Origin of the sequence: Methylomonas sp. EFPC3 (assembly GCF_029643245.1) — a bacterium.
GTDB lineage: Bacteria > Pseudomonadota > Gammaproteobacteria > Methylococcales > Methylomonadaceae > Methylomonas > Methylomonas koyamae_B.
Genome location: NZ_CP116398.1, coordinates 2,899,594 through 2,916,666 on the forward strand (window position 1 = coordinate 2,899,594; position 17,073 = coordinate 2,916,666).

Below are 17,073 nucleotides of genomic sequence, written 5' to 3' on the forward strand. Positions count from 1 at the left end.
ATTCTATAAAGCCTGTATTCAAGCATTATAGAGCTGATCGCCTTCACGGATACGTTGGACGCGGGCACTTGGCTTGCCTCTGGCGAGTGGTGGAGCCAGGGAGGATCGAACTCCCGACCTCCTGCGTGCAAGGCAGGCGCTCTCCCAGCTGAGCTATGGCCCCGAAAACAGTCAAAAGACTAAAGCCGAAATCGTCAAGATCAAAACAGCAATCCGACGAATGTCTTTTGCGTGTTCAGTTGCCTTGTTGCTTTCGTCTTGCTTTTCGCGTTGGTGGGTCTGGGAGGATTTGAACCTCCGACCTCACCCTTATCAGGGGTGCGCTCTAACCAACTGAGCTACAGACCCAGGTGCGTCTTTCAATCGAAATAATTTGTTGTGGATACGTGTAACGGGATTCTGTCTTTGTAAGGAGGTGATCCAGCCCCAGGTTCCCCTAGGGCTACCTTGTTACGACTTCACCCCAGTCATGAATCACAAAGTGGTAAGCGCCCTCCCGAAGGTTAAACTACCTACTTCTTTTGCAACCCACTCCCATGGTGTGACGGGCGGTGTGTACAAGGCCCGGGAACGTATTCACCGCGGCATTCTGATCCGCGATTACTAGCGATTCCGACTTCACGCAGTCGAGTTGCAGACTGCGATCCGGACTGGGACCGGCTTTGTGGGATTTGCTTGACCTCACGGTTTCGCTGCCCTCTGTACCGGCCATTGTAGCACGTGTGTAGCCCTACCCATAAGGGCCATGATGACTTGACGTCGTCCCCACCTTCCTCCGGTTTATCACCGGCAGTCTCCCTAGAGTTCCCGACATTACTCGCTGGCAACTAAGGATAAGGGTTGCGCTCGTTACGGGACTTAACCCAACATTTCACAACACGAGCTGACGACAGCCATGCAGCACCTGTCTCTCGGTTCCCGAAGGCACCAAGTCATCTCTGACAAGTTCCGAGGATGTCAAGGGTAGGTAAGGTTCTTCGCGTTGCATCGAATTAAACCACATGCTCCACCGCTTGTGCGGGCCCCCGTCAATTCATTTGAGTTTTAGCCTTGCGGCCGTACTCCCCAGGCGGTCAACTTAATACGTTAGCTCCACTACTAAGTTCTTTAAGAACCCAACAGTTAGTTGACATCGTTTACGGCGTGGACTACCAGGGTATCTAATCCTGTTTGCTACCCACGCTTTCGTACCTCAGCGTCAGTTTGAGTCCAGAGAGCCGCCTTCGCCACTGGTGTTCCTTCAGATCTCTACGCATTTCACCGCTACACCTGAAATTCCACTCTCCTCTACTCAACTCTAGTTATCCAGTATCAAATGCAGTTCCCAGGTTAAGCCCGGGGCTTTCACATCTGACTTAAACAACCGCCTACGCACGCTTTACGCCCAGTAATTCCGATTAACGCTTGCACCCTCCGTATTACCGCGGCTGCTGGCACGGAGTTAGCCGGTGCTTCTTGTATGGGTAATGTCAGTCTACCGGGTATTAACCGATAGGTATTCCTTCCCATTGAAAGTGCTTTACAACCCTCAGGCCTTCTTCACACACGCGGTATTGCTGGATCAGGCTTTCGCCCATTGTCCAATATTCCCCACTGCTGCCTCCCGTAGGAGTCTGGGCCGTGTCTCAGTCCCAGTGTGGCTGATCATCCTCTCAGACCAGCTACGGATCGTCGCCTTGGTAGGCCTTTACCCCACCAACTAGCTAATCCGACATAGGCTCATCTATTAGCGCAAGGCCCGAAGGTCCCCTGCTTTCATCCGTAGATCGTATGCGGTATTAGCGTGAGTTTCCCCACGTTGTCCCCCACTAATAGGCAGATTCCTATGCATTACTCACCCGTCCGCCACTCATCAAAGGTGCAAGCACCTTATCAGCGTTCGACTTGCATGTGTTAAGCATACCGCCAGCGTTCAATCTGAGCCATGATCAAACTCTTCAGTTTAATTTTGGTTTGTCGCTAAGAAAGATTAGCGACCAATCTTGACTCGATTACAGAACGTAATTTATAAGCTTAAATTGACGTGGTCTGTACCGATAATTTCTAACAGAAATCGATCGCTACACATACCCACACAAATTATTTCGATTCAGTTTGTTAAAGAGCCAGAGCGTTTCGCCCTGTTGAGCCGACATATTCTACAGCAATCAGAAGTCATGTCAACCACTTTTTTCAGCGACTTTCGATTCAAACCTCCAAATCAAAAGCCACCAACTTACCAACCCCAAAACAACAGAGCCAGCAAGCCCACCACCAACCCAGGATTTAACCTTCAAATCCCCAAGCCGTCAGCAGTGAAGAGCCGCTCATTCTAGCCACACCTCTCCACTCTGTCAACACATCAAATTCACTCTCGCGAATTTTCGGCGTTCTCTTGAGATTTTCTTGACCGAGGATGCGCGCTGTCGTAAATCTTTGCCAGATACTGGAAATCCAAATGCGTGTATATTTGAGTCGTTGCAACGCTGCTGTGTCCGAGCAACTCCTGAACAGCCCGGATATCCTGACTTGACTCTAAAAGATGACTAGCAAAAGAATGCCGCAGCATATGCGGATGAACATGCTCATCCAAACCTATTTTTTTACCCCACCGGCTCAACCGTAGCTGAACGGTACGCGGGGATAGCCTTCGCCCTGAAAATGATATAAACAGCGACGACTCAGAACAATCCGGGCGAACATTTAGCCAGCGATTGACCGCGACAATGGCGTTGGAACCAATCGGAACCAGCCTTTGCTTACCGCCTTTGCCGAAACGCACCAACAAAAACCCCGCCGCAAAGTCGACATCGGACAGATCCAACTTCACCAATTCGCTTAGCCTAAGCCCTGATGAGTAAAATAGTTCGAACATGGCAATATCCCGTATTTCATACACGGAATCAGCCGCTGCATCCAACATTCCCGACATCTGATCGACATCCAACACCTTAGGCAATCTTTTTGGAGCCTTGGGCGCCCGAATATGCAAAACAGGATTGGCCGCAACGTGTTTTCCTTTGAGCAAAAATCGGTAAAAGCTACGCAACGCTGCCAAATCTCGGCCGATGGTTTTGCTGCTGATTCGATCCTTATGCCTAGCCGAGACATATTGGCGCACTTCGCCCGGCTGCACATCAGCCCAACTCCGGATTTCTTTAGAACAACAAAAATTGGTAAACCGCGCCAAATCGCGCTGGTAATTGACAGCAGTATGCTCCGAAACCCTCTTTTCTTCGCGCAGATACCGTAAGAACAAGCCTACTAAGCTATGCGCAGCAGCATCCACAGCACTAATCCAGCTGCTGCAACAACGAAATCAACCGCGTCCCAATAATCTCGCTCATCTGAGTCAAAAATACGCTTCCCATACTGTAATGAAACCGACTTTCGTCGCGGCTACCAATAGCCAATAGACCTTCGAGCTGGGTAAACACCATTGGGATAATCGCACACGACTTGACTTCCATGGCCGCATCACCGAACAAAAAAGTCGCTTGCGCCAACGTCGGACGCCCGCATTTGGGCTGATTGGTCGCCAGTTCGTTGGCAAAATGTTTCAAGTTCGGTTCATCCGCCGTAACAAACAAATTACTGATTGGCGAATAGACGCCACCCCTGATAATTTTGATTCCGACAAAATCCGTCAGAAAACATTCTGACAACACATCGCTCAAGTTCGCAATCGCATCCTCCAGAGAATTCGCTTCCAACATAGCCAGTGTCAACTCATGCATGCGATTAAACGACGCATCATTTTCCCTGGCTATATCTATCAACGCATTCAGCTGACTTTCCTGCTCTTGATGCTTGACCCGGAAGATTTCCAACTGCTTGGATATCAAGGAGATTGCGTTGCCACTGGGGTGCGGGATATGCATTTGCTCCAACAAGTCCAGATGGTGATGAAAGAAATCCGGATGAAGCCGCAAGTAGTCGACCACCAAAGCATCCGTGATATCCGCGCGCCGCTCGTCAATCATATGCTTATTCGCCCCTCAAATACCGTAACTGCCGGCCCGGTCATGAATACCGGATACCCCCTGCCCGACCAATTGATCCGCAACTCTCCGCCAGGCAAACGCACAGTAACCTGGCTATCCAACAGGCCGAGTTCTATACCGGCCACCACCGCAGCACAGGCACCGCTGCCGCAAGCCAACGTTTCCGCAGCACCTCGCTCATAGACCCGCAAGCGAACATATGATCGATCCACGATCTGCATAAAACCGATATTAGCCCTTTGCGGAAAAAATTCGTGGCGCTCTAACCGCGGCCCCAATTGCGCTACAGGCGCTCGCTCAACATCATCTACAATCAGCACAGCATGCGGATTACCCATGGAAACCGCGGCAAATTCGATGCATTCGTCGTCGAGCAATAACGAATAAATCGGTAGTTGTTTTGGTGCGATTAGCGGTATCTGTTCCGGTTCATGCCGCGGCACCCCCATATTAACCCGGACCAAACCGTCAGTATCGAACCCCAACACCAATTGACCGGCATCGGTATCCACGACAATTTCCGCTTTGTCGCACAATGCTTTTTCCCGCACGAAACGGGCAAAACACCTTGCCCCGTTGCCGCACTGAGACACTTCACTGCCATCGGCGTTAAAAATACGATATTTAAAATCGGCATTTGCGCTGACAGGCTTCTCGACTAACAATACTTGGTCGCATCCGACCCCGAAATGCCGGTCAGAGAGAAAACGAACTTGACCGGCACTCAGATCGATCTGCTGTGAAACAGCATCAATAACGATAAAATCATTACCTAAGCCGTGCATTTTGGTAAAACGAATCTCCATAACCGTCCTATGGCAACAAGCGTTCGCCAATCCATAATTGCTCAACACCCTCCCGTTCACGGACCAGATGGCAGTCACTACCGTCAACGATCACCTCGGCCGCACGAGGCCGGGAATTGTAATTCGAGCTCATCGAAAACCCGTACGCTCCTGCCGAGCGGACCGCCAACAAATCGCCCGGAGCCAGCGTCAACACTCGGCCTTTACCCAAGAAGTCACCGGTCTCGCAAACAGGGCCGACAATGTCCCATTCCAATTCTTGCCCGGAATTGACCGACCGAGCCGGCACGATATCCTGCCATGCACTGTAAAGTGCCGGCCTGAGCAAGTCATTCATTGCCGCATCAACTATCGCAAAATTTTTATTAGGGGTTGGCTTTAGGTACTCGACTTTGGTCAGCAAAATACCGGCATTGCCAACAATCGCCCTGCCAGGTTCCAACAAAATCTCGAAATCTAATTTGCCCAAACGCTGCAGCAACGCATCGACGTATTCCGCCGGCGCCGGCGGCGTTTCGTCGCGATAGCGAATGCCTAAACCACCGCCTAAATCCAAATGATGCAGCTTGATTCCTTCCGCAGCAAGCAAATCCACCAGCGCCAGCACCCTATCCAATGCATCCAGAAACGGATTGAGCCCTGTCAGTTGAGACCCTATATGGCAATCGATCCCGACCACTTGAATATTCGGCATAGCCGCCGCGCGCCGGTATTCGTGGATAGCACTATCGATGTCGATACCGAATTTATTCTCCTTCAAGCCGGTTGAGATGTAAGGATGGGTTTTGGCATCGACATCGGGGTTCACTCGGAACGATACCGGCGCCAAAACACCAAGTTGTCCGGCTAACTCGTTGATCCGATCGAGCTCACCGCTGACTTCAACGTTAAAACAACGGATGCCGACTTGCAAAGCCGCCAAAATTTCGTCCGCGCGCTTGCCTACCCCAGAAAATACGATGTCGCCGGGACGCCCTCCAGCCGCCAATACTCTCTGCATTTCTCCGAACGAAACAATATCGAATCCCGAACCCAAGCGGGCCAACAAATTGAGTAGCGCAATGTTTGAGTTGGCCTTCACGGCGTAACAAATTAAATGCCGATGCGAGCCGAAAGCCCGATCAAAGGCTTGCCATTGTTGTTCCAACGCGGCACGCGAATAAATGTAGCAAGGTGTGCCGTATTGGGCGGCAATGCTTTCAACAGCAACATTTTCGGCAAACAAAGCCTGTTGCCGATAGTTAAAAAAATCCATGTTTATTTTTCTTGTTTGGGAACGTAAATCGGCGGCTGACTATCGGGCATATACAACGGCCCGGTCTGACCACAAGCCTGCAAAAGCAGACACCATAAAATTAAAGCAAGCAGTCTTTCAGTCGCCATAAGCAAACGAGATGGTTTAGATTGATCGATCGAATATACCATAGCCAGCCCCCCGAAAGAACGAGAGCCCCGCCAATCTGGGATTCACCATGAAAAAGGGGGCTGAAGCCCCCTTTCTACGGATACCATCTCCGCGACAAACGCAATTACTTTGCGCTCAACGATTCCTTGACGATCTTAGGCGTTATGAAAACCAGCAACTCCTTCTTGTTATCGGTTTTTATGCTCTTTTTGAACATCCACCCAATTACCGGAAGATCAGACACCCATGGCACTGTATTATACGAATCCTGCACAGTAGACTCGTAAATACCGCCCAGAACAACTGTTTCGCCGTCCTCGACCTGCACCTTGGTTTTCAACTGCCGCGTATCGATCGGTACGGTGGCGTTGCCTCCGGTCGCCAATGGCGTACCCGGCGAGTCTTTTTTGATATCCAGCTGCATAATCACGCTGCCGCTAGGGGTAATTTGCGGAGTTACGTTCAACTCCAACACTGCATCGACCAACTGCGTGACCGGTCCGGTTGCTTGGCTTTGGGTTTGATAAGGAATTTGCACACCTTGTTTGATCGAAGCTTGAACCCGGTCGCTGGTCATGACCCGAGGATTGGATACCAACTCACCCTTGCCGTCGTCCTGCAGCGCATTGATCTCCAAATTCAACAAATAGTCAGCGCCCCGAGCCAAGGTCAACGCCAGCGCACCGCCGCTGGACGCCGCCAACGCCGAACCTAAATCCGCCAGAATTTGCGAATTTTCACTGGTATCCACACCGCTGCCGGTCATACCGTATTGCGTTCCACCGTTGACATCGGCCTTGTGGGCAACACCGAATTTGGTACCCAGATTTTGGGCAAAGGAAGTATCTGCGATCACGATGCGCGACTCGATCAACACTTGCCGCACCGGTACGTCCAATAATTTGATCATTTTACGGACGTCTTCCATCGCTTTGGCAGTATCTTTGACAATCAACGTATTGGTCCGGGCATCCACGATCGCGGTGCCACGGGGCGACAGCAATCGCATACTGGTCGCCCCTCCTAATCCGCCGGCTTGACCCGCGCCGCCCAAACCTGCCGGACTGGCAACAGAACCACCGCCACCACCACAACCACCGCCGCCACTGGCACCGCCCGCTCCCGACTGTCCACCTTGTGAGTTGTTGCCGATACCCATCAGCACACCGCAAATTTCGGAAGCCTTGGCGTAATTGATCTGGACGTTTTCAGTTTTCAACGGCTCCAGCTCTTCGAAAATCTTCTTCGAATCCAATTCTTCCTGCTCGATTTTCATGATCTCGGCTACGGGCGCCACCATCACCACGTTGCCATTTTGGCGCTTCGCCAAGCCTTTGGCCTTCAAAATCAGCTCCAAAGCCTGATCCCACGGCACGTCATTCAACCGTAGAGTAACGTTCCCGGCCACAGAATCGGCAGCGATGATGTTCAGCTCGGTAAAATCAGCCAGAATCTGGAGCACCGAACGAACCTCGATATCCTGAAAATTCAAAGACAGTTTGTTGCCGACATAGGGAAACTTTTCCTTTTGTTGCGCTTCCTTTTCCGCCGGCGTTAACGGTCTGAACTCCACCGTCAACAAGTTATCGGCTTGATACGAGGAATATTCGTAATTGCCGTTGTTCGGCGTTATCGTAACGTTAACGCTGTCACCTTTCGGAACCGCCTCGATTCTTTGCACTGGCGTGGCAAAATCCGATACATCAAAGCTCTTGACCAATGACTCCGGCAAACGGGTATTCAAAAAATTCAACACCACTTTACCGCCGCTCTGCTTGGTGTCCACCACGGTGTTGGCCGCCGACAAACCCAACAGCAAGCGCCCTTCTCCATTCGGCCCCCGCCTAAAATCAATGCTCCTGATATTTTGCTCGGGCAAAAACTTGCTGATCACCGAATTCTTCGCCGCAGAAGGCGCTTGCTGCACTGTCGTGTTGACAGCAGAAACCGTACCGGCCGACTTCAGGAGCACGTAAAACTTATCGCCCTCAACTCGAGTCTCGTAGGGCACTTTCTCGATCAGGTTAATAATGACCCGGGTACGACCGGATGCTTCCACTACATATACGGTGCCGGCGGCACCTTGATTGATCGGAAAACTTTTTTTCGCCAAATTACTCTTGACGCCAGCGAAATCTAACGCAATTCTCGACGGGTTATCGGTTTGAAATATTTTCGGCTCGACCAATCCGCCACTGGTTTCCAACTGGATTTGGACTTGATTGCCGGCTAACGACGAGAACTCGAGGTTATTGATCGCCGCATCTTCGGCTCGCACCGGCATCCCGGCCAGCAACAACACCAAAAACAGAAACCATCGTTGACTCGAAAACCGTCCCAAGCCAATCCGTACGCCATTATTAAGTTCGATACTCATTATTTTATAACCCTTTATCATCGGCCATCGCTAACGCGGACTCTTGTTCGCGCCAAGTGCCAGGTTTGTCCGGAACGATCTCCATCAGCTCTATTTTGTCGTCGAGGATACGCAAAATTTTGCCGTAGTTTTGCCCCATATGATTCCCAACTTGAACCCGGTGTATGGTCCCGTCATTCGCTCTGATCAGTCCCCAGAACCCCTTCTCGTTGCGCAACGTTCCCACCATGCGTAAAGTATCCAGCGGATAAGCCTCCAGCTCTTCTTTGCGGCGTTCGGTATCGGGATGAATACCGCTCACCCCGGAAACATCGACACTGCTGTCGTCATTCGCTCTCTCGATCTGCCGGAACGGATCGCGCAAACCGTCCGGTTTAAAAATAAACGACTCGACCACTTTTATTTCAGGCAAAGGCTCTATCGGCGCCTTGGGCCGAGATTTGACTTCCTGAACATATTTATTCAAATCGCTGACGTCGTCGCCACCGCAACCGCTAAGAACCAACAAGAACGCCAAGCATGCCGGAGTCGAGACGACTCTGCACTCAATCCCCATCACTGTCCTCTCCGTTTTTTTGCCGCCGCACCGGCTTGCCCGGATTCGCTTTCGTTGTAGGTTTTGATGATGGCCGCCATGGTCATCCCGTCTTTACCTTCTTTACCTAGCGGGGTAATTTGCACATCGTGTACCGTAACGATACGCGGTAAGGACGCCAATCCGCTGACAAATAAACCCAGTTCCTCATATTTGCCGACAACCTGAATGTTGATCGGCAATTCCGAATAGAACTCCCGATTAACCTCCGCGCCGGGTTGGAACAACTTGAATTCCAAGCCGCTGGCTAGCCCGGTCTGGGAAATGTCTACCAGCAAACTGGCCACTTCCGCTTTGGTCGGCATCTGCTTCAACATGTCGCCCAGCGACGCCTCGATCTGTTCGAGTTGATCCCGGTAATCCTGCAAATTAATGGCTTTCTTCTGTTTGACTTCGAATGCGCTCTTCAAACTGGCCTCTTGTTTTTCCAACGCCTCCAACTCATCCAACTGCGGGATCGTGACCAAGTACACGCCGGCAGCGGCGGTCAGCAGCGAAAAAATGACAATGACGATAATTTTTAGCGGTGTCGGCCAACTTCCCGCAGCGTTGACGTCCCAATTGACTTCGGACAAATTCATTTTGCAGCCCCTCCAGGAACTTTATCCGCCTTCTTGCCCTGCTTTGCCGTCAACGTAAAGTCGTTCATGGTTCCGCTTTTCTTACCCTCGCCCCGAATAACGGTCAGCACAGCGCCGTTGAGCCATGGAGAATTGTCTATTGCTCGCATATAAGCCGACACCCGGGCATTGGATTCCGCCTTACCGTCCAACGTTATCAGAGCCCCGGCTTGAACGAATTTAGTTATATAAACACCTTCGGGCGTGGTTTTAGCCAACTCTTCAAACAGATGCACCACTTCCGGACGACTTTCCTGCAATTTTTGAATGACTTCTATCTTGGTCAACAATCGGTTTTTCTTGTCTTCGATATCTTTTATTTCCTGAATTCTCTTGTCGAGAATGGCAATCTCGTTTTGCAGCATTGTGTTACGCAAGGTCTGGTATTCCTTCAAACCTTCGATGTATAAATAGACAACCACCAAAATAAATGCGGTGGCCACTATTCCCGCGCCAATACCGGCAACAAATTCCTGTTGTCGCCTTTTCCTAAGCTCCTCGCGCCAAGGCAGTAAATTAATTCTGGCCATTAGTCGAAACTCCTTAACGCCAAGCCGCAAGCAATCATCATCGCCGGCGTATCGTTACTGAGACTTTGCGGCTTGACCCGATTGGACAGCGCCATATTGATAAACGGATTGGCTATATAAGAAGGTATGCCCAAATCGCGCTCGACTAATTTGTCCAACCCCGCGATAGACGCGCAACCGCCCGCCAGAATCAATGCGTCGACGCCACGGTTGGCGCTTGAAGACACGAAAAATTGGAGCGATCTAGCAATTTGCTGCAACATGGCTTTTTTGAAAGGCTCCAGTACGTCGGCCGCGTAGTTGTCCGGCAAACCGCCATGCTTCTTGGCCAACCCCGCCTCTTCGTAGGAAAGTCCGTAACGGCGTTGAATTTCCTCGGTCAATTGTTTGCCTCCGAAACCCTGTTCACGGGTGTAAACCGTCTTTCCGGCATGCAATATATTCAACGACGTCATCGTCGCGCCGATATCGGCGATCGCGACAGTCATACCGCCAATCCCTTCGGGCAGTTGGTCGATCAACAGCGAAAAAGCATTTTCCATGGCAAATGCCTCGACATCGACCACCACCGTTTTCAAGCCGGCATAAGCCAGTGCTGCAACGCGGTCTTCGATATTTTCCCGCCGGGACGCCGCAAGCAGCACATCCACCATATCCGGGTTGCTTTTGGTTACCCCTTGCACCTCGAAATCCAAATTCACCTCGTCAAGCGAATAAGGAATGTACTGATCCGCTTCGACCATGATCTGTTCTTCCATCTCGGCATCGGTCAGCGAAGCCGGCATCGATATGATCTTCGTCATTACCGACGAGCCGGCAACAGCGACGCTGGCGTGCTTGGCCTTGGTAGCCGATTGCTTGACCGCTGCCTTGATCGCTCCGCCAATTTGCTCGACATTAGTGATATTCTTGTCAACGATGGCGTCCTGGGGTAGCGGCACTACGGCGTAACTCTCGACTTTATATCGCGCACCTGCCCGACTTAGCTCCAACAACTTGACCGCCGCCGTACTGATATCCACTCCCAATACAGCCGACGGATTCCTGCTGAACCAGCTCATGAACAAACCCTTTTTGAATCATAAAAGACTAAACTTAGCTCGCACAGCGCAACCGAGGCCCGCAGAAGCTCTACGGTCCAAGTATAGATGGTTTTTTTATTTTCATCCTGTTAGATGAACCACTTTATAAGTAACTTTAGCTTATCGACCCCATGTACAGGAATTTCCTAAACCGATTCTTGTAAATCTTTTAACGCATTCGTATTGCTGTGCCGATTAAAAAAGCTCCAAAATCAGGCTCTTTGCTGAAGTCGCTGATCAAGTGGCTAGCGTTGTGCGTTTTAGCGTTTTGCACCACTTTTGCCGTAGCGAGTTATTTTTTCTTTGCCGAACTCGACAAAGAACTGCCGGATATCGAGCAGTTACAAAACGTGCAATACCAAATGCCTTTCAGCATTTACAGCCAAGATCGCTTGTTGATTGGCCAATTCGGCGAAAAGCATCGAATGCCAGTGAGCATCGACCAAGTCCCCCCGCAACAAATTAACGCCTTTATCGCGGCAGAGGACGACCGGTTTTTTACCCATATCGGCATCGACCCCACCGGCCTGGCCAGAGCGGCTACTCAGCTCGTATTGACAGGCAAAAAGCGCCAGGGCGGTAGTACCATCACAATGCAAGTCGCGCGTAACTTTTTGCTAAGCAATGAAAAAACCTATTTGCGCAAATTGAAGGAAATCCTCCTGGCCTTAAAAATCGAACGCCGCTATTCGAAGGATCAGATTCTCGAGCTTTATCTGAATAAAATTTACATGGGGCAACGGGCTTACGGTTTAGCCGCGTCCGCACAAACCTATTACGGCAAGAACCTCTCCGAATTGAGCCTGGCGCAGCAAGCAATGATCGCCGGCCTACCCAAGGCTCCGTCCATCTACAACCCGATCACCAATCCCGAGCGCGCGCTGCAACGGCGCAATTACGTGTTACGGCGCATGTTGGAGTTAAAATATATCGACGAAAACACCTACCGCTCGGCGCTGAACACTGCGGACGACGCCGCATTGCAGCCGGTCAATATCGAATTCCAAGCACCTTACGTAGCCGAAATGGCCCGCCAAGAAATCATGGCGCAATTCGGCGATGCCGCCTACACACTGGGCCTTAAGGTATACACCACGGTGCCGAGCGAGTTTCAACGCGCTGCCGATCGCGCCCTTCAGGAAGCCGTACACGAATACGACGAACGCCACGGATATCGTGGCCCATTGACCAAAAACGCCTCCGGAAACGGCGCTATCTTGACCGATACCGTCATCGGCGACTGCCGCCAAGCACAAATTGTTGGACTTACCGAGTCAGGCATCACCGCGACAATTCACGGCGGCGACAGGATTCAAATCGACCGCAGCAACATCGAGTGGATCAAGCGCAGCGGCGCTAACCGAACGAATCTACATAGCGGAGATTTGATTTGGGTCAGACGACTCAATAGCGGCGATTGGGCATTGACCCAAGTACCGGAAGTAGAGGGGGCTTTAACTGCGCTTAACCCAAACAATGGCGCCATATTGGCGCTCTCGGGCGGCTTCGATTTCTACCACAGCAAATACAACCGCGCCACGCAATCTAAGCGACAGCCGGGCTCCGGATTTAAACCTATTATCTATACCGCGGCTTTTGAGAAAGGCTTTACGCCGGCCAGCATTATTAATGATGCACCGATTGTGATCGAAGATCCTTCGCAAGAAAACGACTGGCGACCGGAAAACTATAACCGGCGCTATTTGGGGCCGACACCGCTACGGGTAGCGCTCCGTGAATCGATAAACCTGGTGTCGATCCGCTTATTGCAGGAAATCGGCGTTACGCAAGCCATAGACACGGCAAGACGTTTCGGCTTCGACAAAGAACAGTTGCCGACCACGCTATCGCTCGCCCTGGGGAGCGGCTATGCATCGCCCTTAAGGATGACCACCGCCTACGCCGTGTTTGCCAACGGCGGCTTTCTGGTAACGCCTTATTTGATTGAGCGAATCGAAAACAATGACGGCGCTGTGTTATTTCAAGCCCAACCGCCAATCGCGTGCGCCGATTGCAACGAACTGAACCCACCTCAAGAAACATCAGCGCCACGTGCGATTTCAGCAAAGACCAATTTCTTAATTAACAGCTTGCTACGCGATGTCGTGCAACGCGGCACAGCGACCCAAGCCAAACAACTCGGCAGAAACGACCTCGCCGGAAAAACCGGCACCACCAACGAACAGCGGGACGCTTGGTTTAATGGTTTCGCCACGGGAATTGTCGCGTCGACCTGGATCGGATATGACAACTCCCTACCATTAGGCCACGGCGAAACCGGCGGCAAAGTTGCATTGCCGATGTGGATTAAATTCATCAAAGCAGTACAACACCATTTTCCGGAAAAACCGGAAACTCCGCCCGCCGGAATTGTGCAAGCCTATATCAACCCGCACGACGGACTTTTGCTAGAGCCAAACGAAAAAGGCGGGATTTGGGAATATTTCGCAGAAGAAACCGCACCGAAAACCATGTCGGCGCCGATTCAACCGGAAGAAAGCTTCGAAGAGGAATTTAACGAAGAAAGCTTGTTTTGACGCTGGCCGACACTCAAAGCCGCCAAAGGCTTGGCGGCCGAGCGCAGGCCGGAAAGACGTTTATTTTCCGAATTTTTTGCGGAATTTATCCACGCGACCTGAAGTGTCGACCACGCGTTGCTTACCGGTAAAAAACGGGTGGCATGAAGAGCATACCTCAATGTGCAAATCGGAAGCCAAAACGGAACCGGTTTGGAAAGTATTGCCGCAACCGCATGTCACGGTTATTTGTTTATATTGTGGATGAATTTCTGGTTTCATAGCGCTCACATACCCTTTTCGGGAGACATACTTGATAGAGAACTGCTTATGATACGATTTAGCAACCAGAACCGCAAGCCAAAGACGTATTCAGATGAATTAATTTCGCCGGCCAAACGACGCAGAGCGCGTCAACATGATCGCCAGGACGATTGCTGGTACGCCGATAACGGTGGAATACATGAAAAAAACGGCATAACCGAACTGCGCTACCAAGTCGCCAGAAACACCCCCAATCAACTTCGCCGGCAATGTCATCAACGAACTAAACAGCGCATACTGCGTTGCAGTGTAAGCCGAATTCGTCAAACTGGACAAATACGCAATAAAAGCGGCCGAAGCGATGCCGCCGCTCAAATTGTCCGCACTGATCACGCCTGCCAACAGCATGATATCGGGCTGCACCAAAGCCAAAGCTGCAAACAGCAAATTAGTCGCCGCAACAATCACAGCCCCGAATAATAGTGGCCGCATAATACCGAAGCGAACCACCAACACCCCGCCTATCGACGTACCCACAATCGTCATGAAAAAACCGAATACCTTGGTGACGTCAGCGATATCTTTTTTGCTGAACCCCAATTCCAAATAGAACGGATTCGCCATGACCCCCATCGCAATATCGCTCATTTTATAGACAGCGATCAGCAGCAAAATCCGCGCGCCATTTTTGCCGTTGCGCTGGAAAAACTCGACAAACGGACTGACAACCGCATCGGAAAACCAACGTAGCAAACTAGCCGACAAGCTACGTACCCCTGACACCCCAAGCGCAACTTCCACACTTTGCTCGAGCCGCTCCACCCGATCGTCAACCAGCCGGGCCGGTTCGCGCGCCAGCAACGTCGCAACCATGCCCACCGACATCGTCAACGCCATCCCCTGATATGCCGCAGACCAACTCTGATATTCCGCAATGTAGAGCACCCCAGCCCCAGCGAGCAATAGCGACAGACGGTAACCAAATACGTACATCGCCGCCATCGCCCCCTGAATCTCCGGAGCTACAATCTCAATCCGATAGGCGTCGATTGCAACGTCCTGAGTAGCGGAGCAGAATGCCACCCAAATCGCCAACCAAGCCATTTTCGCCAGCTCCTGATGAACATCCAAGCCGCCCATCCCAAACAAACCCAACGCTATGCCGATTTGAGCGCCGAATATCCACCCCCGCCGCTTACCCAACCACCGGCAAAACAACGGTAACGGCAATCGGTCGACCACAGGCGCCCACAACACCTTTACCGAATATGCAACACCAACCAAACTGAAATAGCCGATTACGGCCAGAGAAACATCGGCGTCAGCCAGCCAGGCCGACAAAGTAGAGGACGTCAAAGAGAACGGAAGGCCGGCCGAAAAGCCCAGCCAAATCATACCCAGCACGCGCGGCTGGGTATAGATAGAGAAAGCGCTGCGCCAACTGCTTACAGTTTCCGCCATACGCTTTCTCTAACAACGCACTTTAGGTAGGACCTAAAATCAACCGTTGATCAAATAATGCGTCACGATACTGGCCGCATAACCGGCCGCGATAACCGGCGTCCATTTCAAGTGACTAAAGAACGTATATTTGTGATTGGATTGCCCCATCAACGCCACACCCGCGGCCGAACCGACCGAGAACAAAGATCCGCCGACGCCGGCGGTCAAGGTGACTAGCAACCATTGGTACAAATCCATATCCAGATTCATGTTCAACACTGCAAACATTACCGGGATGTTATCGACTACCGCGGAAATGATACCGACCAGAATGTTAGCCGTTGTTTGCCCCAAACCGTCATACATGGCCGCAGACAGCAATTCCAGATAACCGATATAACCCAGACCGCCGACAGCAAATACCACGCCGAAAAAGAACAACAAGGTATCCCATTCCGCTTCTTTGACACGGTCAAATACATCAAGACGCACTTCGTTTTCCGAGGTGAAACGAACCTTGATGTAATAAATGAACAACATCAAAATCGATAAGCCGGCCATCATTCCCATGAACGGCGGCAAGTGCAAAAACTGCTTAAAACTGACCGCCAAGCCAATGGTTACAGCGAACAAACCGCAGACCACCCAGCCACCTGGCTTCAATTCTACCGCCGCTTCGTTGGTGGCTTGCGGCTGACCGTTTGGAATCGCTTGCGACATGAAAAATGCAGGGACAACAAAGTTGACTACCGACGGAATAAACAATTTAAAGAAATCAAAGAATTCGGCATACCCGGCTTGCCACACCATCAGCGTCGTGATATCGCCGAACGGGCAAAACGCACCGCCGGCATTTGCTGCGATAACCAGATTGACGAAACCGACAGAAACAAACTTTTCGTTATCCGCACCCACCGCCATCACCACAGCGCCGACCAATAAAGCCGAAGTCAGGTTGTCAGCAACGGAAGACAAGAAAAAGGTGATGACGCCCGTGATCCAAAACAACTGCTTGTAACCGAATTGCTTCCGAATCAACCAGGAGCGCAACGCCTCGAACACATTGCGTTCCGCCATGGTGTTGATATAAGTCATCGCCACCAGCAAAAACAGCATCAGCTCAGCATATTCTTTCAAATCGTGCTCGAAAGCTTTATGCAGTTCCTCGCCCGAAACCCCCGCCTCGCTAGCCAGAACGGCCACATGCGCCCAAATCACTGCCGCGGCAAAAATCACCGGCTTGGACTTGCGCAGATGAGTGAACTCTTCGGCCATGACAAAGCCGTAAGCCACCAAAAAGATTAGAACGGTGTATATCCCCCGCTCGGTTCCGGTGAGACCGAGATTGTGAAACTCTTCGGCCATGGCCATTTGCGGCACAAACAACAGCCCGGCCAAAATCAACAATAAGCGCAACAAGGTAGCCCCCTTTATCCTCTATGTTTTAGTCGT

The 17,073-nt window shown here is 51.3% G+C and carries 13 protein-coding genes, 2 tRNA genes and 1 rRNA gene; 1 reads left to right on the forward strand and 15 read right to left on the reverse strand.

Going from position 1 to position 17,073, the window contains the following annotated elements:
• Positions 1 to 87: 87 nt before the first annotated feature.
• The 12 genes from PL263_RS13000 to PL263_RS13055 form a co-directional block, all read right to left on the reverse strand.
• A tRNA-Ala gene (locus PL263_RS13000) sits at positions 88 to 163 on the reverse strand.
• Positions 164 to 271: 108 nt separating this feature from the next.
• Positions 272 to 348 (reverse strand) — tRNA-Ile (locus tag PL263_RS13005).
• Between the two features lie 60 nt (positions 349 to 408).
• Positions 409 to 1,944 (reverse strand): 16S ribosomal RNA (locus PL263_RS13010).
• A gap of 403 nt (positions 1,945 to 2,347) precedes the next feature.
• Complete coding sequence (gene xerC, locus PL263_RS13015; RefSeq protein WP_278209776.1) at positions 2,348 to 3,268, reverse strand: tyrosine recombinase XerC; 921 nt, start codon at positions 3,266 to 3,268, stop codon at positions 2,348 to 2,350.
• A gap of 4 nt (positions 3,269 to 3,272) precedes the next feature.
• The gene (locus PL263_RS13020) at positions 3,273 to 3,962 is read right to left on the reverse strand and encodes a DUF484 family protein (RefSeq protein WP_278209777.1); all 690 of its coding nucleotides are present in this window, start codon (positions 3,960 to 3,962) and stop codon (positions 3,273 to 3,275) included.
• Positions 3,959 to 4,789 carry a diaminopimelate epimerase gene (gene dapF, locus PL263_RS13025; protein WP_347568915.1) on the reverse strand — a complete coding sequence of 277 codons (831 nt, stop codon included), beginning with the start codon at positions 4,787 to 4,789 and terminating at the stop codon, positions 3,959 to 3,961. The genes PL263_RS13020 and dapF overlap by 4 nt, the downstream gene beginning before the upstream one ends.
• A gap of 7 nt (positions 4,790 to 4,796) precedes the next feature.
• Entirely contained in the window at positions 4,797 to 6,044 is a 1,248-nt protein-coding gene (lysA, locus tag PL263_RS13030; RefSeq protein ID WP_140914055.1) for a diaminopimelate decarboxylase, read from the reverse strand.
• 274 nt (positions 6,045 to 6,318) lie between these two features.
• Entirely contained in the window at positions 6,319 to 8,571 is a 2,253-nt protein-coding gene (gene pilQ, locus PL263_RS13035) for a type IV pilus secretin family protein (protein WP_278209779.1), read from the reverse strand.
• Between the two features lie 4 nt (positions 8,572 to 8,575).
• Positions 8,576 to 9,127 (reverse strand): pilus assembly protein PilP, encoded by a 552-nt coding sequence (locus PL263_RS13040; RefSeq protein WP_140914133.1) that lies wholly within the window; start codon positions 9,125 to 9,127, stop codon positions 8,576 to 8,578.
• Positions 9,127 to 9,747, reverse strand: a complete 621-nt coding sequence (locus tag PL263_RS13045) for a type 4a pilus biogenesis protein PilO (RefSeq protein ID WP_140914057.1) — start codon at positions 9,745 to 9,747, stop codon at positions 9,127 to 9,129. Before PL263_RS13045 ends, PL263_RS13040 begins: the two co-directional genes overlap by 1 nt.
• A complete protein-coding gene (locus PL263_RS13050) occupies positions 9,744 to 10,316 on the reverse strand; it encodes a PilN domain-containing protein (RefSeq protein WP_278209780.1) in 573 nt (190 codons plus the stop codon). The genes PL263_RS13045 and PL263_RS13050 overlap by 4 nt, the downstream gene beginning before the upstream one ends.
• Positions 10,316 to 11,377, reverse strand: coding sequence for a pilus assembly protein PilM (locus PL263_RS13055; protein WP_140914059.1), 1,062 nt, complete (start codon positions 11,375 to 11,377; stop codon positions 10,316 to 10,318). The genes PL263_RS13050 and PL263_RS13055 overlap by 1 nt, the downstream gene beginning before the upstream one ends.
• Positions 11,378 to 11,619: 242 nt before the next feature.
• Here PL263_RS13055 and PL263_RS13060 point away from each other — a divergent pair, with 242 nt between their 5' ends.
• Entirely contained in the window at positions 11,620 to 13,935 is a 2,316-nt protein-coding gene (locus PL263_RS13060) for a penicillin-binding protein 1A (RefSeq protein ID WP_278209781.1), read from the forward strand.
• Between the two features lie 60 nt (positions 13,936 to 13,995).
• On the opposite strand, the gene rpmE is transcribed toward PL263_RS13060, so the two are convergent.
• The 3 genes from rpmE to nhaD all read right to left on the reverse strand — a co-directional run bounded on the left by rpmE (position 13,996) and on the right by nhaD (position 16,986).
• Complete coding sequence (gene rpmE, locus PL263_RS13065; RefSeq protein ID WP_140914061.1) at positions 13,996 to 14,196, reverse strand: 50S ribosomal protein L31; 201 nt, start codon at positions 14,194 to 14,196, stop codon at positions 13,996 to 13,998.
• A 99-nt stretch (positions 14,197 to 14,295) separates the two neighbouring features.
• Positions 14,296 to 15,639: an MFS transporter gene (locus PL263_RS13070; protein ID WP_278209782.1), complete on the reverse strand. Its 1,344-nt coding sequence runs from the start codon at positions 15,637 to 15,639 to the stop codon at positions 14,296 to 14,298.
• A gap of 39 nt (positions 15,640 to 15,678) precedes the next feature.
• Positions 15,679 to 16,986: a sodium:proton antiporter NhaD gene (gene nhaD, locus PL263_RS13075; RefSeq protein ID WP_278212877.1), complete on the reverse strand. Its 1,308-nt coding sequence runs from the start codon at positions 16,984 to 16,986 to the stop codon at positions 15,679 to 15,681.
• Between the last annotated feature and the right edge of the window lie 87 nt (positions 16,987 to 17,073).

What these genes read in the sequence shown, in the direction of transcription:
- PL263_RS13020 (WP_278209777.1), bottom strand. Translation starts at nt 3,962, where the DNA reads ATGATTGACGAGCGGCGCGCGGATATCACGGATGCTTTGGTGGTCGAC.
- dapF (WP_347568915.1), bottom strand. Translation starts at nt 4,789, where the DNA reads ATGGAGATTCGTTTTACCAAAATGCACGGCTTAGGTAATGATTTTATC.
- lysA (WP_140914055.1), bottom strand. Translation starts at nt 6,044, where the DNA reads ATGGATTTTTTTAACTATCGGCAACAGGCTTTGTTTGCCGAAAATGTT.
- pilQ (WP_278209779.1), bottom strand. Translation starts at nt 8,571, where the DNA reads ATGAGTATCGAACTTAATAATGGCGTACGGATTGGCTTGGGACGGTTT.
- PL263_RS13040 (WP_140914133.1), bottom strand. Translation starts at nt 9,127, where the DNA reads ATGGGGATTGAGTGCAGAGTCGTCTCGACTCCGGCATGCTTGGCGTTC.
- PL263_RS13045 (WP_140914057.1), bottom strand. Translation starts at nt 9,747, where the DNA reads ATGAATTTGTCCGAAGTCAATTGGGACGTCAACGCTGCGGGAAGTTGG.
- PL263_RS13050 (WP_278209780.1), bottom strand. Translation starts at nt 10,316, where the DNA reads ATGGCCAGAATTAATTTACTGCCTTGGCGCGAGGAGCTTAGGAAAAGG.
- PL263_RS13055 (WP_140914059.1), bottom strand. Translation starts at nt 11,377, where the DNA reads ATGAGCTGGTTCAGCAGGAATCCGTCGGCTGTATTGGGAGTGGATATC.
- rpmE (WP_140914061.1), bottom strand. Translation starts at nt 14,196, where the DNA reads ATGAAACCAGAAATTCATCCACAATATAAACAAATAACCGTGACATGC.
- PL263_RS13070 (WP_278209782.1), bottom strand. Translation starts at nt 15,639, where the DNA reads ATGGCGGAAACTGTAAGCAGTTGGCGCAGCGCTTTCTCTATCTATACC.
- nhaD (WP_278212877.1), bottom strand. Translation starts at nt 16,986, where the DNA reads ATGGCCGAAGAGTTTCACAATCTCGGTCTCACCGGAACCGAGCGGGGG.